Annotated in this window: 19 protein-coding genes and 1 pseudogene; 3 read left to right on the top strand and 17 right to left on the bottom strand. The window is 59.6% G+C overall.

Translation table 11 applies throughout. The annotated features are described in order from the left end of the window. Positions 1 to 6 precede the first annotated feature (6 nt). The 8 genes from hpaI to BM132_RS09710 all read right to left on the bottom strand — a co-directional run bounded on the left by hpaI (position 7) and on the right by BM132_RS09710 (position 7,305). Positions 7 to 807, bottom strand: a complete 801-nt coding sequence (gene hpaI / locus BM132_RS09745; protein WP_092454961.1) for a 4-hydroxy-2-oxoheptanedioate aldolase — start codon at positions 805 to 807, stop codon at positions 7 to 9. Between the two features lie 18 nt (positions 808 to 825). Continuing rightward, on the bottom strand, positions 826 to 1,629 hold the full coding sequence (hpaH, locus tag BM132_RS09740) for a 2-oxo-hept-4-ene-1,7-dioate hydratase (protein ID WP_092454959.1): 804 nt from the start codon (positions 1,627 to 1,629) through the stop codon (positions 826 to 828). Between the two features lie 12 nt (positions 1,630 to 1,641). Further along, on the bottom strand, positions 1,642 to 2,946 hold the full coding sequence (locus BM132_RS09735) for an MFS transporter (RefSeq protein ID WP_092454957.1): 1,305 nt from the start codon (positions 2,944 to 2,946) through the stop codon (positions 1,642 to 1,644). 49 nt (positions 2,947 to 2,995) lie between these two features. Continuing rightward, entirely contained in the window at positions 2,996 to 3,388 is a 393-nt protein-coding gene (locus tag BM132_RS09730; protein WP_092454955.1) for a tautomerase family protein, read from the bottom strand. Between the two features lie 49 nt (positions 3,389 to 3,437). Beyond that, on the bottom strand, positions 3,438 to 4,295 hold the full coding sequence (gene hpaD, locus BM132_RS09725; RefSeq protein ID WP_092454953.1) for a 3,4-dihydroxyphenylacetate 2,3-dioxygenase: 858 nt from the start codon (positions 4,293 to 4,295) through the stop codon (positions 3,438 to 3,440). Positions 4,296 to 4,400: 105 nt separating this feature from the next. Then, on the bottom strand, positions 4,401 to 5,861 hold the full coding sequence (hpaE, locus tag BM132_RS09720; protein ID WP_092454950.1) for a 5-carboxymethyl-2-hydroxymuconate semialdehyde dehydrogenase: 1,461 nt from the start codon (positions 5,859 to 5,861) through the stop codon (positions 4,401 to 4,403). A gap of 5 nt (positions 5,862 to 5,866) precedes the next feature. Continuing rightward, a complete protein-coding gene (locus BM132_RS09715; RefSeq protein WP_092454948.1) occupies positions 5,867 to 6,637 on the bottom strand; it encodes a fumarylacetoacetate hydrolase family protein in 771 nt (256 codons plus the stop codon). Positions 6,638 to 6,648: 11 nt separating this feature from the next. Beyond that, positions 6,649 to 7,305, bottom strand: a complete 657-nt coding sequence (locus BM132_RS09710; RefSeq protein ID WP_092454946.1) for a fumarylacetoacetate hydrolase family protein — start codon at positions 7,303 to 7,305, stop codon at positions 6,649 to 6,651. A 188-nt stretch (positions 7,306 to 7,493) separates the two neighbouring features. Here BM132_RS09710 and hpaA point away from each other — a divergent pair, with 188 nt between their 5' ends. Further along, the gene (gene hpaA / locus BM132_RS09705; RefSeq protein WP_092454945.1) at positions 7,494 to 8,396 is read left to right on the top strand and encodes a 4-hydroxyphenylacetate catabolism regulatory protein HpaA; all 903 of its coding nucleotides are present in this window, start codon (positions 7,494 to 7,496) and stop codon (positions 8,394 to 8,396) included. A 213-nt stretch (positions 8,397 to 8,609) separates the two neighbouring features. Then, the gene (gene hpaR, locus BM132_RS09700) at positions 8,610 to 9,032 is read left to right on the top strand and encodes a homoprotocatechuate degradation operon regulator HpaR (protein ID WP_092454943.1); all 423 of its coding nucleotides are present in this window, start codon (positions 8,610 to 8,612) and stop codon (positions 9,030 to 9,032) included. Between the two features lie 706 nt (positions 9,033 to 9,738). On the opposite strand, the pseudogene BM132_RS28910 reads toward hpaR, so the two are convergent. Beyond that, positions 9,739 to 9,903 (bottom strand): annotated as a pseudogene (locus BM132_RS28910) (methyl-accepting chemotaxis protein); the annotation flags it as partial. A gap of 606 nt (positions 9,904 to 10,509) precedes the next feature. Here BM132_RS28910 and BM132_RS28905 point away from each other — a divergent pair. Continuing rightward, positions 10,510 to 10,665, top strand: coding sequence for a hypothetical protein (locus tag BM132_RS28905; RefSeq protein WP_256244244.1), 156 nt, complete (start codon positions 10,510 to 10,512; stop codon positions 10,663 to 10,665). Positions 10,666 to 10,879: 214 nt separating this feature from the next. Here BM132_RS28905 and BM132_RS09690 read toward each other — a convergent pair whose 3' ends face one another. The 8 genes from BM132_RS09690 to BM132_RS09655 all read right to left on the bottom strand — a co-directional run bounded on the left by BM132_RS09690 (position 10,880) and on the right by BM132_RS09655 (position 17,912). Further along, the gene (locus BM132_RS09690; protein ID WP_092454942.1) at positions 10,880 to 11,557 is read right to left on the bottom strand and encodes an energy-coupling factor ABC transporter permease; all 678 of its coding nucleotides are present in this window, start codon (positions 11,555 to 11,557) and stop codon (positions 10,880 to 10,882) included. Positions 11,558 to 11,616: 59 nt separating this feature from the next. Beyond that, positions 11,617 to 12,057: a nitrile hydratase accessory protein gene (locus BM132_RS09685; protein WP_092454940.1), complete on the bottom strand. Its 441-nt coding sequence runs from the start codon at positions 12,055 to 12,057 to the stop codon at positions 11,617 to 11,619. Then, on the bottom strand, positions 12,054 to 12,707 hold the full coding sequence (gene nthB / locus BM132_RS09680; RefSeq protein WP_092454938.1) for a nitrile hydratase subunit beta: 654 nt from the start codon (positions 12,705 to 12,707) through the stop codon (positions 12,054 to 12,056). The genes BM132_RS09685 and nthB overlap by 4 nt, the downstream gene beginning before the upstream one ends. Before the next feature lie 19 nt (positions 12,708 to 12,726). Continuing rightward, entirely contained in the window at positions 12,727 to 13,359 is a 633-nt protein-coding gene (nthA, locus tag BM132_RS09675; protein ID WP_092454936.1) for a nitrile hydratase subunit alpha, read from the bottom strand. A gap of 76 nt (positions 13,360 to 13,435) precedes the next feature. Next, a complete protein-coding gene (locus tag BM132_RS09670; protein ID WP_092454934.1) occupies positions 13,436 to 14,950 on the bottom strand; it encodes an amidase in 1,515 nt (504 codons plus the stop codon). A gap of 267 nt (positions 14,951 to 15,217) precedes the next feature. After that, positions 15,218 to 15,742, bottom strand: coding sequence for a group I truncated hemoglobin (locus BM132_RS09665; RefSeq protein ID WP_092454933.1), 525 nt, complete (start codon positions 15,740 to 15,742; stop codon positions 15,218 to 15,220). Positions 15,743 to 15,902: 160 nt separating this feature from the next. Then, complete coding sequence (locus BM132_RS09660) at positions 15,903 to 16,769, bottom strand: transporter (RefSeq protein WP_092454931.1); 867 nt, start codon at positions 16,767 to 16,769, stop codon at positions 15,903 to 15,905. 87 nt (positions 16,770 to 16,856) lie between these two features. Beyond that, positions 16,857 to 17,912: an aliphatic aldoxime dehydratase gene (locus BM132_RS09655; RefSeq protein WP_092454929.1), complete on the bottom strand. Its 1,056-nt coding sequence runs from the start codon at positions 17,910 to 17,912 to the stop codon at positions 16,857 to 16,859. Positions 17,913 to 18,385 lie beyond the last annotated feature (473 nt).

Below are 18,385 nucleotides of genomic sequence, written 5' to 3'. Positions count from 1 at the left end.
AAAAAATCAGTACACGCCGCCGGAGCTGGTGGGCGCCGGAGCATCTTTGAATTTGGCAGCGAGGGTTTGCAGACCGCGCATCAGCACGGTGGTGTCGACGCCGACAGCAACGAAGGCCGCGCCCAGCTCGATATAGCGCCGGGCGAGTTTTTCGTCGGCGCTGAGAATGCCTGCGGCCTTGCCGGCCTTCTGAATCCGCACAATGGCGTCCTCGATGGCCGCCTGCACCTCGGGATGTCCCGGATTGCCGCGATGACCCATGGACGCGCTCAAATCCGCTGGGCCGATAAACACCCCGTCGACGCCCTCGACCGCCGCAATGGCCTCCAGGTTGGCCAGGCCTTCGCGATTCTCGATCTGCACCAGCAGGCACATCTGCGCATCGGCCTGATCCAGGTAACCGGGAATGCTGTTCCAGCGCGAAGCACGGGCGAGCGCACTGCCGACACCGCGTATGCCCTGGGGCGGGTAGTGAATCGCGCGCACCAGTTCTCGTGCCTGCTCAGCATTTTCGACCATCGGAACCAGCAGGGTCTGGGCGCCGATATCCAGCATCTGTTTGATCAGCGCGGTATCGCCGATCACCGGGCGGATGATTGCCTGGCTTGAGTAGGGCGCGACAGCTTGCAACTGGCTGAGCATGCCGCGCAGGTCATTGGGAGCATGTTCGCCATCGATCAGTAGCCAATCGAAACCGGCATTCGCCGCCAGCTCGGCGCAATAGGCATCGGCCAGACCGAGCCAGAGACCGATCTGTGCTTCGCCGCTTTTCAGACGTTGTTTGAAACGGTTGATGGGCATGTCCATAGAACAGTCCTCCAGGGATCAGATGAAGCGGCAGGAGATGGAACCCAGCATGTCGTAATCGACATGGAAGGTATCGCCGGGGTTGGCCGCCACCGGACGAGTAAAGGAACCACCAAGAATGATCTGCCCCGCTTCAAGGGTGACGTCGTATGCGGCCAGCTTGTTCGCCAGCCAGGCCACGCCTTTGGCCGGGTGGTTGAGCACTGCGGCCGAAACCCCGGACTCTTCGATCACGCCGTTACGGTAGAGCACGGCGGGCACCTTACGTAGGTCGATCTCGGTCGGCCGAACGGCGCGACCGCCCATGACCACACCGGCGTTGGCGGCATTGTCCGAAATGGTGTCGAACACCTTGCGTGTCGCTTTGGTCTGCGGGTCGACTTGCTGAATGCGGGCGTCGATGATCTCCAATGCCGGGATCACCCATTCAGTGGCGTCGAGCACGTCGAAGATCGTGCAGTTCGGGCCTTTGAGCGGCTTACCAAGGATGAACGCCAGCTCCACTTCCACCCGTGGCACGATAAAGCGTTCGAAAGGAATGTCAGTGCCCTCGTCGAAGAACATGTCATCGAGCAGCGCACCAAAATCCGGCTCGGTGATGTTCGAGGACACTTGCATGGCCCGTGAGGTAAGACCGATCTTGTGCCCAACCAGCTTGCGCCCGTCCTTGATTTTCTGTGCAACCCACGCGCGCTGGATGGCATAGGCGTCTTCGATCGTGATAGCCGGGTGGTTGAGAGAAAATTGCCGGATCTGCTCCCTGGAGCGTTCGGCCCGGTCCAGTTGTGCGGCGGCTTGCAGGATTTGCTGTTGATCTAGCATGACGAAGATCTCTTACTGTGGGTTGACGATGGCTGCATTGGTGCGCAGGACCAGGAAGCCGCCAAGGGCGATAAACAGCGCCAGCACATACAGGGCCAGACTGGCGCTTTGAGTGGTGTCGCGCATCCAGCCGATCAGGTAGGGCGCGAGGAACGAAGCGATGCTGCCGAACGAACTGATCAACGCGATGCCGGCGGCTTGAGTGCCATTGGAGAGAAAGGCCGGCGGCAGTTGCCAGAACATCGGCAAGGCGGCACTGGCACCCATTCCGGCGATGATCAGACCACCCAGCACCAGCAGCGGATTGCCCGGCGCCAGGCCCGTGACGGCAATGCCGGCGGCGGACATCAGCAGCGGCACACAGAGGTGCCAGCGGCGTTCCCGGTTACGGTCCGACGAGCGTCCGCAACCGATCATGAAGCAGCAACCGGCCAGATAAGGCACGGCACTGAGCAGGCCGACCTGGCTGTCGCGACCAATACCGGCACCGTGGATCAGCGTCGGCATCCAGAACGCCAGGGTGTTAACCGCCAGCATCACCGCGAAATAAATCGCGACCAGCAACCAGACCTGGGGATCACGAACAATGCCACCGAAGGAGGTGATGGATTTGCGTTGTTCTTCATGGCTCAATTGCGCTCGCAGTTGTTGTTTCTGCATCGGGTTGAGCCACTTCACCGTTTCGAAGCTATCCGGCAGGCATTTGAGCACCACCAGGCCGAGGAGGACCACCGGCGCCCCTTCGATCAGGAACATCCACTGCCAACCTCGCAGCCCACCGAAGTCATGGAAATTTTCCAGGATGGCGCCGGACAACGGTCCGCCGATGACGCCGGCCATGGGCACGGCAATGGCAAACAGGGCCGTGACTTGCGCCCGGCGACGGGCCGGGTACCAGCGATTGAGAAATACCAGGATCCCGGGAAAGAAACCGGCTTCGGCCATACCCAGCAGAAAGCGCAGGACATAGAAACCGTTGGCGCTTTCGATCCACAACATGCCGGTGGAAAGTACGCCCCAGACCACCATCAGGCTGGCAATCCAGCGCCGTGGTCCGACCCGATCCAGCGCCATGTTGCTCGGTACGCCGAACAGCGCGTAGGCAATGAAGAACAGCCCGGCGCCGAGGCCGTAGACCGTATCGCTGAACTGCAGGTCAGTACTCATCTGCATCTTGGCGAAACCGATGTTAATCCGGTCCAGGTGGGCGAACAGGTAACAAATCAGCAGCAAGGGCATCAGGCGCCGGGTCACGGTGCTGTGGGTTCGATCATGCTCGGCAAGGGTGATGCTGTCGGCGGTATTGGCTGTGCTCATGATGTTGTACTTTTTGTCAGAGTGGCCGTTGGCGGAAGGTGGGCGCAGATCAGCTCGCCTGGTTCTTCAAGAAGGCATGCACGTTGTTCTGCTTGAAGTTCAGTTCCGGGTGCAGTTCGATCATCTCGAACGACAGCGCCAGCAAGCGTTGCGATTGCAGCTCGGCGAAGTGTTCGGTGATCACGTTGAACAGTGTTTCGGCGACGGTCTGTTGGGTCGGCAGATCCCGTCCGTGACCGACCTTGAGGGTCATGTGGACGAAGGCGTAATCGTGCTTGCCGTCAGCCATGCGCCAGGTATCCAGGCGCACACCGCGACTGCGGATGCCGCCCAGGGGGAACACGCCGCTGTCTCCCAGGACGGCGTGGACCTTTTCGAACAGCGCGGGCAAGTTCGCCTGCTGTTCGATGTTGTCGGTGTACTCGGCGATGAAATGCGGCATGTGAGTCTCCCGGGCCGTGAGCAACCCTTGGGTTGCCCGCGAGCGAGTGTCAGAGGGGGAAAATGGCGTTGATCTGGCCAGTGCCGGAACTGCCGAACGGCTGAGTGATGATCTCGGCAGGTTTGTTGTATTCAGGCCCGCCCAGCAGTCCAAGGAGCATCGCGGTGTCGTGCATCTTGCCTTCGCCGAAGCAATGCTCGGCGTAGTCCGGGAGCATTGCGCAGAACTCCTTGAAGCGGCCTTGCTTCCACATCTCGACCACGTGCAGGTCCATCTGCTTGTCGAACTCGCGGGTCCAGTTGTGGATGTTGGCTTCGGCTTCGCGATCATCCGAGAAACGGTGGGACAGCGAGCCCGAAGCCAGCACCAGCACCTTGCGGTCGCTCTTCTCAATAGCCCGCCGCACCGCAGCACCGAAGGCAAAGCTATCTTCCAGACGATGCCAGGCGCACCAGGCGGCGATGGAGATCACGTCGAACTTCTGCTCGTCTGGTACGCCCATGTGCATGTAGCGCATCGGGACCAAGGTGCCGTATTCCAGCTCCAGACTCGGGATGTTGTGGGCCATGGTGCGCACGCCCGCCTGATTGGCCTCGGCGGCGATCAGCTCGCCCAACTCTGGGCAACCCGGGTACTCGTACTCCATGTTCTTGATGAAGTGCGGCAGTTCGTTACTGGTGTAGATGCCCTTGAAATGTTCGCCGCAGTTGATGTGATAGCCGCTGTTGACCAGCCAGTGCACGTCAAACACCACGGCGGTATCGGCACCCAGTTCGCGGGCTCGACGTCCGATTTCTTTGTGCCCGGCAATCGCCGCTTCGCGACACCCGTGATGCTTGCCGGGCAGTTCCGACAGGTACATTGAAGGTACGTGGCAGATCTTCGCGGCCAGGACGACTTCGCCCATGATGATTCTCCTGAAGTTGTTGTTTGATTCAGTCAGGTGGATGTCGACTGCTGCGATGGGCCGATGCGCGACCCATCACAGCCTTCGACAACCCTTACCGGCGGTCTAGATGCCCCAACGCGGAATGTGATGACTGCCCATGGAGATGCAAACGTTCTTGATTTCGGCGAACACTTCGAAGCTGTACTGGCCGCCTTCACGACCGGTACCGGAGCCTTTCACACCGCCGAACGGCTGACGCAGGTCGCGCACGTTCTGGCTGTTGATGAACACCATGCCGGCTTCGATGCCATAGGCCAGTCGATGCGCTTTGCCGATGTCCTGGGTCCAGATGTAAGACGCCAGGCCGTACTCGGTATCGTTGGCCAGTTGCAGGGCTTCGGCTTCGTCCTTGAACGGGATCAGGCAGACCACCGGGCCGAAGATTTCTTCCTGGGCGATGCGCATCTTGTTGTTCACGTCGGCGAACACCGTCGGCTGGATGAACTGACCGCGGCTCAGGTGTGCCGGCAGGTTGGCCGGACGTTCCAGGCCACCGGCGAGGAGGGTGGCGCCTTCTTCGATACCGATCTTGATGTAACCGGTGACCTTATCGTAGTGGGCTTGAGTAATCATCGAGCCGACCTGGGTTTTCGGGTCTTGCGGATCGCCGACAATCAGGCGTTTGGCACGAGCGGCAAATTCGGCGACAAACTGTGGGTAAACGCTTTCCTGGATGAAGATCCGGCTGCCAGCGGTGCAGCGTTCACCGTTGAGTGAGAAGATGGTGAACAACGCCGCGTCGAGGGCCCGCTCAAGATCCGCGTCTTCGAAGATCAGCACCGGCGACTTGCCGCCCAGTTCCATGGAGTACTTTTTCAGGCCGGCGGTCTGCATGATTTTCTTGCCGGTGGCGGTACCGCCAGTGAAGGAAATCGCACGTACATCCGGGTGGCGAACCAGCGCGTCACCGGCGGTGGCGCCGTAGCCCTGGATGACATTGAGCACGCCCTTGGGAATGCCGGCTTCGACGGCCAGGCGGCCCAGTTCATTGGCGGTCAGCGGCGACAGCTCGGACATCTTCAGCACCGCAGTATTACCCAACGCCAGGCATGGCGCGGTCTTCCAGGTGGCGGTCATGAACGGTACGTTCCATGGCGACACCAGGGCGCAGACTCCTACCGGCTGATACAGGGTGTAGTTGAGCATCTGGTCATCGACCGGGTAGCTGTGCCCGTCCATGCGGGTGCAGACTTCAGCGAAGAAATCGAAGTTGTGCGAGGCCCGTGGAATCAACACGTTCTTGGTCTGATGGATCGGCAGACCAGTATCGAGGGTTTCCAGTTCGGCCAGACGCGGGACATTCTGCTCGATCAGTTCGCCGAGCTTGCGCATCAGCTTTGCGCGCTCCTTGGCCGGGGTCGCTGCCCATTTCGGGAAGGCTTCCTTGGCGGCGGCCACTGCCTGAGACACTTCCTCGGCGCCGCCGCTGGCGACTTCACCAATGGCTTCACCGGTAGCCGGGTTGTAATTGACGAAGGTGTCTTTGCTTTCGACCTCGCGGCCGTTGATCCAGTGTTTGATCATGTTGCTCAAGCCTCGTTACGGGCGGAGAAGAATTCCGCTTCGCTGACAATTCGATTGACCAGGCGACCCACGCCTTCCACTTCCACAATCACTTCATCACCTGGCACCACATCGGCCAAGCCTTCCGGCGTACCCGTGGCGATCATGTCGCCGGGTTGCAAGGTCATGAAGCTGGACAGGTATTCGATCAGGTAAGGGATGTCGAAAATCATGTCGCAGGTCGAGCCTTCCTGACGCAATTCACCGTTGATCCAGGTGCGCAGTTTCAGGTTGCCTGGGTCTGGCACGTCGGCGACGTCAACGATCCACGGGCCGACGGGCGTCGTGGCATCACGGTTTTTTACCCGCAGGTTGGGCCGGTAATAATTTTCCAGATAGTCACGGATCGCGTAGTCGTTGCACACTGTGTAGCCGGCCAGGTACTCGAGGGCGTCTTCACGCTTGACGTTGCGCGCCGGCTTGCCGATGACGGCCACCAGTTCACATTCGTAGTGCATGTAGGCGACGTTGTCCGGACGCCAGGTGGTCTGGTTGTGGCCGGTGTAGGTGCCAGGGGACTTGATAAACGCCAGGGGCTCGGTCGGCGGCTTGAAGGCCAGTTCGGCGGCGTGGTCGGCGTAGTTCAGGCCCAAGGCGAACATGCTGCCGGTGGCCGGTGGCAACCACTCAACCTGACTCTCGGCCAGCAGGCGGCCATCGGCCAGGCGCAGAGCGTTGTGTTCTTCGACATGGGCGAGGTGGACTTCGCCTTCAAAACGGATACGGGCGTGTTTCATGGAAGCTCCTGTTACTCGGCCACGATGTGGTTGACGAGGCGGCCCAGGCCGCTGATTTCGACTTCGACGGTGTCGCCGGGCTGGACATCGACACGGCCTTCTGGGGTGCCGGTGATTAGTACATCGCCTTCGTGGAGGGTCATGAACTCGCTGATCTCGGCGATCAGCTGGGGAATGCTGCGCACGAAGTTGGCCGTGGAGTTTTCCTGGCGCAGTTCACCGTTGACGAACAGTTTCAGGCTTAACTGATGCGGGTTGGCGACCTGATCACGGGCCACCAGTTCCGGGCCCAGCGAGCAGAAGCCGTCACGGCACTTGGCCTTGACCGCCGGACGGTAGTAGCTGTCTTCCGGCAGGCTGAACTCGTTGACGATGGTGTAGCCGGCCACATGCTCCAGCGCATTCTCGATGCTGACCCGGCTGGCGCTTTTGCCGATCACCACACCCAGTGCAGGGCCCGGTTGCAGGCGTTCACCTTGCGGATGAATCACGGCGCGGTCATGGCCATTTCGGGTATTGGGAGTCTTGATGAACAGCACCGGCTTGACCGGCGGATTCTGGTAAGGCGCTTGCTCAAATTCGGCGATTCGTTGGTTCAGCAACCCTTGATAGTTCAGCGCAACGCCGAACAGGGTGCCGTTCGCAACATCATGCAGGGCACGGCTCATGCTTTTCTCCTGGCAGTGGCGGAGCAGTGATAGCCCCGCAAAATATTCGTTAACCTGTTAACGTTATAATTAATATGTTAACAATCGTCAAGCGTGGCAAAATCTTCCGGCAGTGGTTAGCCGCCTGAAACCGGCGCAGGATGAAGGTCCTTGCACTGCCAACACCCAAACAAGAAAGAGAGCGAGCGATGATCGATCGTCAGCCGATCCCCAATATCAACATCGGTCAGGTCTACGACCAGCGCTACAGTGATGCTGAAGTGCACTACGACAAACTCGGCAACCTGGCGGAATTCTTCGGCCGCAACATGCCCGTGCACCGACACGACCGGTTCTTCCAGGTGCATTACGTGAAGAGCGGCGCGGTGCGGGTCTATCTGGATGACCAGCAATACCTCGAGTCGGGACCGATGTTTTTCCTCACGCCACCGACGGTGGCCCATTCCTTCGTCACCGAAGCGGACGCCGACGGGCACGTGCTGACGGTGCGCCAGCAATTGGTCTGGCAGTTGATCGATGCCGACCCCTGCCTGGCGCCCGGCGCGCAGTTGCCGGCGGCCTGCGTGGCGCTGGCGCGGCTGGCACCGCAATTCCAATCCGAGGTCAGGCGCCTGGAGTTTCTGTTCGAGGAACTGTGCAGCGAGATCAACGGCGATGGGCCGGGGCGGGGTTCGGCGTTGGACAGCCTGACGCGATTGATCATGATCAGTCTGCTCAGGCTGTGCGCCAACTCCCTGGAAGCCCGCCCGGCGCGCCATGAAGACTTGCGCATCTTCCACCGCTTCAACGAGTTGATCGAAGACCATTACCTGCAGCACTGGCCATTGTCGCGCTATGCCGACGGTATTGGTGTTACCGAGGCACGGCTCAATGACGTCTGCCGACGCATTGCCGACTTGCCGTCGAAACGGCTGATCCTCGAACGACTGATGCAGGAAGCCAAGCGCCTGTTGCTGTTCACCGGCGGTTCGGCCAATGAGATTTGCTACCAGCTGGGCTTCAAGGACCCGGCCTATTTCAGTCGATTCTTCCAACGTTATGCGCAGGTGACCCCTGGGGAGTATCGACTGCGAAAGTCGGGTTTGCGCTGAGGTAGCCATGTTTGCTTCTCGATAGGCGTCGAGTGTCTGTGGAGCAATCATGGCGGTAGCCAGCACCCGGAAAAATGGCTTTTACAGGGAACCGATTGCACTTTTCATGACGGGTCACCACAAGGCCAAGCTGGCTTTGCTCTCCTGGATAGTTGCGTGCACTCTGTGCCGACTCTAAGCTTTGACGCTTCGACCTCTTTTTCTGCGTGAACCATGCCGACCCCCAGACCGTCCCTTACGCTCACCTTGTTGCAGGCCCGCGAAGCAGCCATGGCATTTTTCCGGCCGTTGCTCAATGAACATGATCTGACTGAGCAGCAGTGGCGGGTGATTCGTATCCTGCGCCAGCACGGCGAACTGGAAAGCCATCAGCTGGCTCACCTGGCGTGCATCCTCAAGCCGAGCATGACCGGTGTTCTTTCCCGGCTGGAGCGCGACGGTATCGTCCGTCGCAGGAAGTCGTCGGAAGATCAGCGCCGGATGTTCGTCGCTCTCACCGAGCAGGGGCAGCAGTGTTTTGTCGACATGAGTGCGGGGATGGAAAGCAATTACCTGAAGATTCAGGAGCAGTTCGGTGAGGAGCAGCTTCAACAGTTGCTGGAGCTGCTCAGTAAGCTGAAGAACATCAAGCCCTGATCGACACAATGTTTGACTGGCTTGCCGACCTCACGGGATGCTGATGATTTCGCGGCTGGCAACGTGGCTTACGCGGGAGTTGATTCCGTCAGCCTGATGGTTGCTTCTGCGGCTGGATGTAGAAAGCACTCGATAGTACGGTTTGGAGTGATGTTCTTCCTGTTCTTGACATGCCCTCCGAACAAGTCCAAAAATGAGTCCATTCCCACCGAGGGGATATTTAAAAACCTTTAGATTTCAATGGGTCGGACGCTAGATGCGAGTCTCGTTTCCCGCTCCAAGATTCAGAAAAAAGCCACTCAGATGAGTGGCTTTTTTTTGTGCGTGCGCCAGGCATGGCGCGTTGCGCGTAAGCGCAACCAGCTTGGCTGTGGGGGCCTCGCTGGTGACTTGGAGGTGAAAGCCCTCTACACACCCCCGGCGAGGGGAAGTGTTAGCCGAAGGCAAAGGTGTCGCGGGTGACTGCGAATCTGAAGGAAGCTCGGGGCAAAATGTTGGCCTGACGAACAGGAAGCGGGTGTGGCTCGGGCATTTACGCGCAGGCCACACATTTCAATGTAATGCCATTCGCTAACCCCCCATAAGCGCTGACACACTCGCGAAAACCCAGGAGCGTCTGCGTTCTGTACGAGAAGTCGGGCGAGTAGGATGGATGCCCAGCTTGAACTCAGTACCTCTCGATCATGTCGGCCGCCTGCTGGGTGGCCTGGCTGTTCCGGGTGGCCAGCTTGCGAACCTCGTCGGCGACCACTGCGATACCCCTTCCAGCCTCACCGGCTCTGGCCGCCTTTATGGCCGCGTTCAAGGCCGCGTTCAAGGCCAGTAGATTGGCCTGTTTGGCTATGCTTTGGATGGCGGCGACTATCTGCGTCAGCTTGGCGTGGTTTTCCTGCATCGCTTGATGCTGACGTTCCTGAGTCTGGCGCAACTGGCTTTTCGCGCGATGGGAGTGTACGTCTGTGATCGCCCCCACTGTACGTATAGGCGTGCCGTCTTTGCTTCGCTGGGTCTGAACTCTGCCTCTGAACCAACGGTACTCGTCGTTGCGGTACCTGATGCAGTAGATCACATCGAAGGGTGTTTGGCCGGAGCAGTCGGCGCATCTGTGACGAGAACCAGATGACGTTATGCGGATTGGCTGGATCGTCTGCGATGATATTGATATCCCAGAGTGCGTCCTGGACGCATTCGCGGGAAATATCGTAGCGGGCCGATAGCATCGCGAATTCTTTGCCTCGCAAGCGCTGTTTGTGGACCTCACGCAGCATACCGACACTGATCTGCGGCAGCCCCCGTTCGTCACGGAGCGTTTCGCCGGAGATCCGGACCCAGCGGTATTCTCCCGAGTGGCTCGCGAGGCGCACCTCCACCTGGTAGGGAGGTTGCCGAACCATTGCAGTACTGCATCGCGGGCGGGCTGTAGGCTGCCATTGAGCTGCAATTTCCAGAGCAAATCACCCGACCCGCAGGCCAGCAATTGCCAAAGTTGTGCTTGATTGTGCAACTGCGTTTCGTACTCACCCAACTGAAGTTTGAGGCGTTGCAGTTCAGCATCAAGGTCGACCACGCTGGTGCGGAGCGCCGTGCGATCGGCGAGCAGGCGTTCGATGCCGGCCAGTACCCGTCGCAGTGACGAATCCTTCTCCGCTATCGATACTCCCTCGCCGTCGGGTTGTTCCAGCCGTTCGCCGAGCAGCTTCAATTCCTTGCGGGTGCTATTTCTGAAAAACATCAAGTACCTCTGGTTTTGCTCACGAGGTTTCGGGGTGGTTCTGGTTCTTGATGCCCCGAGCATTACGGTCTTCGAATGCTCGGGGACAGTCTGACTTGGACTGGAATACGCCGAGTCAGGCGGACTGGTACAGGCGGCGCTCGATCAGCGCGCTGCCACGCAGGCGATGTGTTGCCTTGGCACCGGCCAGCACGGCCAGGTCCAACAGCGGTTCGAGGGTGACGACGGTCATGTAGGCACTGCCGAAGGTCAGAATTGACAGGGCGTTTCCTGCTGTGAAGCCTTGTCCGTAGAAGGCCCAGAAGGCAACCCAGGCGACGATGCCGGCCTGGAAGGCGGTCGACAGCCCCAGGGCTTGTCTATAGCTCAGTTCCACATACGGCGTGTTTGGCGCGATGATGCGTTTCGCCAGGGCAGCGACTGCGAACAGCGGTACCAAAAGGGTGGTGACGTTCATGCCGTATTGCGGCAGGTCGAATGGCGCGAAGAACAGACTCTGGATCAGTAGTCCCAGGGCCAGGCCCGCTGCCGCAGGTGCGGCGCCGAGCAGCAGAAACAGCGTTGACCCCAGGATGAGATGGACTTCGGAGACGCCGACTGGATGGTGCGGTAGTAGCTCGAAGAAGCTGAATACCAGGGCCGTGGCAGTGACAGTGCGAGCCAGCAGCGAGAAGACACCACGCTCGCCCATGGCTTGGGCAGCGAGTTTGAGGGTGTAGGCGCCGGCACCTGCGGCAGTGACATAGCTCAGCCAGAGTTTTCCAGCTTCCACCAGGTTGGGTTCGATATGCATGACGATTGCCCCTTGGCCGCTACGCGACCTCGAAAGTAAAAAAAAGGACGACTCCGGGCTCAGCTGGTGGCCCGGCTGATCGCCACCGGCTCGTGCCGCGGCAGGTGTTCGTGGCCGTTTCCATGGGCCGGTGGGCAACTCGCATTGAGCAGCGTCACCGGCTGTCCGTGGGGGGTATTCAAGTAAGCCTGCTGCCATTCCTCGGTGCGCCGGCTGATATCTTCCATACCCGTTAAACCGAGTGTGGTGACCATTCTTTCCAACGCTGTGATCCACTGCCGGTAGTAAGTGTCGTTGACGCTTTCTCCGGGTTGCGCCGGGGCAGCCTTGATCTCGTCGCTGAATACCTGCACCCAGTCCTCCCAGGGGAATAGACCGATCTGGTGCAGGTGTACCAGCAGGGAAAAAGCCTGGGCCTGCCAAGGTTTGTCGAATACCGGGCCTTCATCGTCGAGAGACAGGCCGGCTATTGGGGGGATGTGACGCATGCTGGCGCTCATACGGCCTCCAGATAGTTGTCCCACAGATCAATGCAAACACTGTCCGGTCGCGCCACTCCCCACAGTTCTGTCGCACTGAAGCGAACGGCATAGACCTGTTGGGGCTGTTCGCCTAGACCGTGGGCCATCGTGTCCGGGGTGGCAAACGCGCCGTGTGCAATCTCAATGGTCCCGACCTTGCCGCGCGCGTAGCGGGGCAGTCGGGTGTGGGTGGTTGGGTTGAGGTTCTTCGTCCGCACCCGGTCACCGACCCGGAAGCGGCCGGAGACGGGCTCCTTTGCCCGGGAAGAGGCGCCGCCGAGCACTACGGCCTCGACGATGTCCGGTGTTAAAACCGTGACTGGCTGTGTCGGTGGGGTTGGTTTGGCCGTACCGTGCAGTTCGGCAGGGCTGATCACGCCTTTTTCCAGCAGCAGGTTCTCGAAGGCATGCAGCCAATGCTCGTAGTAACTGGACTGCAAGTATTCAGCCGGTTCCATGCGTTCAATGGAATGTCGGAATTCGTCGACATTGAAGTGTCCGCCGACGAAGAGCGAGGCGAACAGCGGAAAGACGCTGCGTTCCCAGTCGTGATGAAAAATGGGTTCATTTTCCTCGGTGAGCACTGGGCCAAAACCGTGCATACCGCCTAAGTCGTGTACACCGTTCATGGTTTTCTCCTCCTCGGGTTCAGGCTTCGTCGCCCGGCGTCTTGGCCAGGCCGGTGCCGATCATGGCGTCACGCGTCACCAGCTCGACCAGTCGTTCCTCACTCCAGCCGTCAGTACCGGCCGGGCGTTCCGGCAGTACCAGGTAGCGCAACTCAGCACTGCTGTCCCAGACGCGAACTTCCTTGTCATCGGGAATAATCAAACCGAATTCGGCCAGCACGCTGCGCGGATCGATGACTATCCGTGACCGATAGGGCGCGGATTTGTACCAGACGGGTGGCAGACCCAGCGTCGGCCAGGGGTAGCAGGAGCACAGCGTGCAGACCGTCACGTTGTGCACGGTCGCGGTGTTCTCCACCACCACCATGTCTTCGCCCTGCACGCCGGAAAAACCCAGTTCAGCAATGGCCGCGGTGGCATCTTCCAGCAGCCGATGTTTGTAATCGGGATCGAACCAGGCCTTGGCGACCACCTGAGCGCCGTTGCGCGGGCCGACCTTGTGTTGGTAAGTGTCCACCAGAGCATCCATCGCGGTTGGGTCGACCAAACCCTTTTCGATCAACAGGGATTCGAGCGCCTTGACACGCAAGGCGATGGCCTCGGGGGGGGCGGTGTGATCGTGATCGTGATGATGTTCGTGGGTATGGCTCATGTCTTGGCTCCTCTGAAGTTGATACTCACTTTCAGTGCTACTTGCCGGTGTTCGTTCGCCAATGCGATGCGCAGGTCTACAACGTCCGCCAATCCACAGAGGCCTCGAATGCGGCTGCCGCTTGATAGAGGGTGCCTTCGGCATAATGTCTTCCGACAAGCATCAGCCCCACGGGCAGTCCGTCCACCAGGCCACACGGGATCGACATGGCGGGGTGCCCCGTAATGTCTTGAGCGGCCGTATTGCCAAGCATCTCCAACGCACGCGTGACGGTCTCGGTGATTGAAGAACCCGGTTCCGGGAGCGGCTGAGCGGTGATTGGCACTGTCGGCATGACGAGCAGGTCATAGGTGTCCAGTGCCTTGTCATAGGCCGCTCGGGCAAAGCGCGCAATGTTCTGGGCCTTGGCGTAGTAGCGACCGTTGTAGCGCTCCAGACCGAACTGGCCGACGAACATGCAAAGCTTGAGTGACGGCGACAATGCGTTTGCCTGATCGCGCCAACCGGCCTGTTTGTCCAGCAGGCCCACGTCGTACAGCCCCTTCCAGTTAAAACCCGCGCCATTGCCGTGCATCATTTGCATGGTCAGGCCTTCACAACCGATAGGGCTCCATAACGACCCCGCCAGGTTGTGTTCGGGAACCGATACCTCCTCGACCCGCGCGCCCAAAGCCTCGAGCCGGGCGATAGCACTGCGTACCTTTTCTGCGATACGTGGATCTTGATTCGCGAGTTGGAAGCCTTCCTGGAGAACCCCGATCCGAAGTCCGGTCACGCCTCGTTCCAGATAATCGCAATAGGCATCGACCTTGGGGGCGGCCTGGCGAGGGTCGAGCCCATCGGCGCCGGCCATCACTTCGAGCATGAGCGCGTTATCGCGTACGTTGCTCGTCATGGGGCCGACATGGTCGAAAGTGGACTCGATCGCCATCACCCCGGTGTAAGGCACTAGACCCCAGGTAGGTTTCATTCCATAAATACCGCACCATGCGGCAGGAATGCGGATGGAACCGCCTTGGTCGCCACCGATAGCCAGGTCAACCGCGCCCGTCGCCACAAGCGCCGCGCTGCCCGAAGACGAACCGCCCGTCGTATAACCATGGCGAAAAGGGTTGTGCACGGGAGCTGGGTCCGAGGTATGGCTACCGCCGGAGAGGCAGTAATGTTCACAGGTGGCTTTGCCGAGGATCGTCGCTCCTGCGTCGAGCAAACGCGTCACCACGGTGGCGTCAAACGACGGTACGAAACCCTCCAGTGGCGCGGCGCCGTTCATCATCGGGACACCGGCCAGAGAGATATTGTCCTTGAGCGCGACCGTCTTGCCAGAAAGCTTGCCCGAACTGGCGCCCATCACCTCAGTTCTGTAGTACCAGGCGTTCAGCGGATTATCCGTGCTTGAAGGGCGGTAACCAGCACTGCGCTCGTAGCGCACTGGAGGGATGAAATCTGGCAACTCATCGACCAGGTCGTAGGCATCGAAACTGGATTGCATAAGCGCCAGGTATTCGCTGGCTTGCTCGGGTGTCAGCTGTATGTGCAGGCGGCTGGCGAGATCCTGCACTTGTTCGAGAGTCGGGCGGATGATGGCCATGGGGTGTCCTGTGTCCTGTGCCAACCCGTAGGGGCTGGCAATGTCTGTTCAAACGTCATCTCGGGGATGCCCGGGCACGTTGCGCACTCTTGGCGAGCCGTTCTCGGGGCTGGTATCAAGCTATCTCCACAGATTGAGCAGCGCTTGGCTGAGGAGGACAGTCGCTTGGTTGAGCGGGACTCGCTTGCCCCTGTTTTTATAGCCACGCCACGGTAGCTGTCGGCGGCCAGAGCGAGCCCCGGCAGCCGTAGGCTTATGCCGCGCGTATTAGTCTTTGGATTCCGGCGTGGCCTGTTTCTGAGATGACTTCCCTGGTTTTGGCCAGACAACCCCAACGCTTCTCATGCCTTTGGCGGGGTCCATTTCCGGGTGTGCGAGTACGACGTCCCGATAGGAGGGGCTCCCGATCACCGCTGGTTTGAACTTGATGAGGAAGTCATTGACCTCTTTGCGCAGATCCGGGGCCAGACCGTAATCGTCGTAGCACGCCTCGAGACAATCGAGCACCGCTTGCCAGTGCACCTCGGTCAGGCCCATCCCGCGATGCGCGGTGACCATGTCTCTACCCCTGTATTTGGCGCTTCCACCCCAGTGCTCGGAAAGGAAATCGACAAAATTGATGTGTTCCTTTTGGAACGTCGATTCCGACATATGGGCCCAGATGTGCCCGATGGCGGGGTGTCCCATTGTCTTTCTCAACACGGCGCCTGCGAACTGATAAATAACGTCATAGCCGCCAAGACGAGTGTAGAGGGAGGGTTGTTGTTCCATGGTGGGTTGCTGGTCGGTCATTGTCTGGTTACTCCGTTTCGGGTGAGAGGCATCTCATTAGCCAACTGTCGCGTTGGCACGATTGCTACGGGTTGCGAAGTCTTGCGATGGAGCCAAGTTGAATTCGTCGTTGGGCACACGCTTGGTTGATAAGGACAACGGCTGATAGAGACGGGCGGGTCTAAAAAACCCTGACGTAGCGCAGGTTCATGCGAAAGTCCTCTTTGGGGCCGTTCTCCACCGCAAGGTCGCGTCCAAGTTGCACTTGGAGTTGGTCCTTGGCGGTGAAAAACTTCCTGGCCGTGACACGGAAGTTGGTGGTTTCCATCCTGTCGTCCTGGTTGACACCATCGATCTGGTTTTCCCCGCCCCAACTGTGGCCGAAGCCGATAGCCAGCGCCGTGGTCTCGTCGGGCATGTAGCGCCCCATTAACTGAGCGCCGTAGGAAACGTCCTGCTCCCGGCCGGCGGAGCTGGCGCCGAAGTCGTTGTTGTCTGCGTACCAGATGGCGTCACCGACGAGGTCGATGGCCCACTTCTCCGTGAAGTGCTTGACGTAAGCGGCCTGGAGATCAACCTTCCAACGGTTCTCGCCAAGGTTGAGCGCGTCGTCTTTGTCATAGTCGCCAGTCGGTACGTACAAGTAAGCGGTCGCACCGAGGGTGTCGTTGGCGTCGTTGAGGCGGTACTTGAGCGGCGCAGTGAGAATGAGGTCGCCGAGGCCGCTGGCGTCGCCTAAAGCAGAAGCGTCACCACCGCCTGAGACATGACCGAAGGGCAATAGGAATTGAGGCTCGATGGTCAGTCGCTCGCTCAACTGGTAGACGTGCAGCAGACGCAGAATGCCGACATCGGAAGTCAGGTTGAAATCGGAACTGGTCTTGTGACCCTGGGCATAGGCACTGTCCGTGGTGGCGTGCTGGTAGTAGACCACGCCGATGGTCGCCCCCACGGGGAGCGGCTCGTAATCGCCAGGATCCACCTCGAGCGCGTGGGAGGAAAGGCTGGGGAGGAGGGCTGCAAGCGACAGGTAGCGGAACTGTTTCATAATCGAAGATCCTTTTTTCGGGCAAAAAGAGCCCCGCTAGCGCCCATCAGGCGACACGCAGGGCTAAAAGTGGAGTCAGCGATGGAGTCAGGCGGGCGACACTTGCGCGTCGCGCATCATCCCGGTCTGCGGATGGCAGTTGATGTACTCGAACAGTTGCTGGCTTCCATCCGCTACCGAGACCTCGTGATACAGCCGCAGCTTTGAAAGGCCCCCGATCACGCGAAAGAACGTGGTGAAAATGCGCAAGTGAGTGGGATGGGATTCTGCCCAGCGCTCCAGTTTGTCGAGTGATCGCCAGTGACCGATGTCATAGGCGATATCGAGCAAATTGCCATCCAGGTCGACATTGCGTACGAAACGGTTGCTGTAGCAGCCCAGCGCCTGCCCCTCGTCACGCAGAAAGTTCATGCCGTCTTGCAGTGGCGGTAGCATCTCGTTGAAATAGAGTGCGCGCTCTTCGTCGCCGGCTTCGACCCAGTCTTGTCCGGAGCGGATCAGCGTCAGGTTGTCGTGGCCGCGCACCACAACCCTGCCGCCCTTGGCGGGATCGCCGGAAATGACTTGCAGTTCGCTGGTCGGCTGCATCCAGTCGGTCTGTGAGATAGCAAAGCGGTCGCGTGCCGAGCCCCAGTAGCCGTGCTCTTCAATCTCGCCGCTGATGCCGTCCATGACCGCACCGACACCTGGCAAATCGTCCTTGAATGCATACAGCGTCTCGAACTGCTCGGCGCGCGGTGCGATGACTTCGCGGAAATACCCCAACCCTTCGTTCAGGCGTGCCTCGTCGCCCCACCAATCGGCCACAGGCGCTGAAAGTAACCATCGCTGATAGGCAGCAGGATCACGCCAGTAACCCACGGCGATGAAGTTTCCATACCCCTGATTGTCGAGGTGGTAGGTCAGGTCGTGATTCCCAGGGCCATCGGCGAGGGCAAAGCTGGCGTCAATGTGGCGCATGGCCTGCAGGGCGGCGGCGCGTTGCTCGTCGCGAAATTGCACCCCGAGGTAAGCCATCACGACTTGCTTCACGTTTTCGTCAGCTCGCCCGACAAACATCGGGAAGGGTGGCTGGTAATCGTCGTGAACACGACGGGACAACGTCCGGGGACATTTGAGATGTTTATCGATTGCAGATTCCATGGGGGCTCCTTTATTCCCGTCTCAAACGGACGGTTCGCTGTTCTACATCCCAGTGGATGTGGGGGTTTTGCGGTGGGTACCACTCCATCGGCGTTGCAGCGCCAAGGTCCCGAGCTGTACCAGGTAAGTAGCAAACTCCTCGGGTGCCATGTCCCATCGCTGTAAAAACCAGGATGAATCGGACAGTCGCTGCTGTTCTTGTGGATGCATCAGACACCTCATCATTGGTGCTTGTAGGGACACGGCATGGAGTGAAAATTATCGAGGGGCGATGAAGCATGCTTGGCTCGAATGGACAACCGTTTGGTTAAAAAGGACAGGCAAAAAAGGCCGGCATGTCAGCGCGCAGCAATGGTGCGGGGCTTGTGAATCAAGGGGGCGAGGTGCCCCGAGAAGTGGCATGGGGAGTGTTGGAAAGATCGGCCGATGTAACGCGCAGGCGGCTATCTTCCAAGGTGTCTGACAGCGGGAAT

Origin of the sequence: Pseudomonas sp. NFACC45, from assembly GCF_900113505.1 — a bacterium.
Taxonomy (GTDB): domain Bacteria; phylum Pseudomonadota; class Gammaproteobacteria; order Pseudomonadales; family Pseudomonadaceae; genus Aquipseudomonas; species Aquipseudomonas tehranensis.
This window is presented reverse-complemented; position numbering and strand designations above follow the sequence as displayed.

Bases quoted from the DNA above. Each gene is read 5' to 3' on its own strand.
- hpaI (WP_092454961.1), bottom strand. From the start codon at position 807: ATGGACATGCCCATCAACCGTTTCAAACAACGTCTGAAAAGCGGCGAA.
- hpaH (WP_092454959.1), bottom strand. From the start codon at position 1,629: ATGCTAGATCAACAGCAAATCCTGCAAGCCGCCGCACAACTGGACCGG.
- BM132_RS09735 (WP_092454957.1), bottom strand. From the start codon at position 2,946: ATGAGCACAGCCAATACCGCCGACAGCATCACCCTTGCCGAGCATGAT.
- BM132_RS09730 (WP_092454955.1), bottom strand. From the start codon at position 3,388: ATGCCGCATTTCATCGCCGAGTACACCGACAACATCGAACAGCAGGCG.
- hpaD (WP_092454953.1), bottom strand. From the start codon at position 4,295: ATGGGCGAAGTCGTCCTGGCCGCGAAGATCTGCCACGTACCTTCAATG.
- hpaE (WP_092454950.1), bottom strand. From the start codon at position 5,861: ATGATCAAACACTGGATCAACGGCCGCGAGGTCGAAAGCAAAGACACC.
- BM132_RS09715 (WP_092454948.1), bottom strand. From the start codon at position 6,637: ATGAAACACGCCCGTATCCGTTTTGAAGGCGAAGTCCACCTCGCCCAT.
- BM132_RS09710 (WP_092454946.1), bottom strand. From the start codon at position 7,305: ATGAGCCGTGCCCTGCATGATGTTGCGAACGGCACCCTGTTCGGCGTT.
- hpaA (WP_092454945.1), top strand. From the start codon at position 7,494: ATGATCGATCGTCAGCCGATCCCCAATATCAACATCGGTCAGGTCTAC.
- hpaR (WP_092454943.1), top strand. From the start codon at position 8,610: ATGCCGACCCCCAGACCGTCCCTTACGCTCACCTTGTTGCAGGCCCGC.
- BM132_RS09690 (WP_092454942.1), bottom strand. From the start codon at position 11,557: ATGCATATCGAACCCAACCTGGTGGAAGCTGGAAAACTCTGGCTGAGC.
- BM132_RS09685 (WP_092454940.1), bottom strand. From the start codon at position 12,057: ATGAGCGCCAGCATGCGTCACATCCCCCCAATAGCCGGCCTGTCTCTC.
- nthB (WP_092454938.1), bottom strand. From the start codon at position 12,707: ATGAACGGTGTACACGACTTAGGCGGTATGCACGGTTTTGGCCCAGTG.
- nthA (WP_092454936.1), bottom strand. From the start codon at position 13,359: ATGAGCCATACCCACGAACATCATCACGATCACGATCACACCGCCCCC.
- BM132_RS09670 (WP_092454934.1), bottom strand. From the start codon at position 14,950: ATGGCCATCATCCGCCCGACTCTCGAACAAGTGCAGGATCTCGCCAGC.
- BM132_RS09665 (WP_092454933.1), bottom strand. From the start codon at position 15,742: ATGACCGACCAGCAACCCACCATGGAACAACAACCCTCCCTCTACACT.
- BM132_RS09660 (WP_092454931.1), bottom strand. From the start codon at position 16,769: ATGAAACAGTTCCGCTACCTGTCGCTTGCAGCCCTCCTCCCCAGCCTT.
- BM132_RS09655 (WP_092454929.1), bottom strand. From the start codon at position 17,912: ATGGAATCTGCAATCGATAAACATCTCAAATGTCCCCGGACGTTGTCC.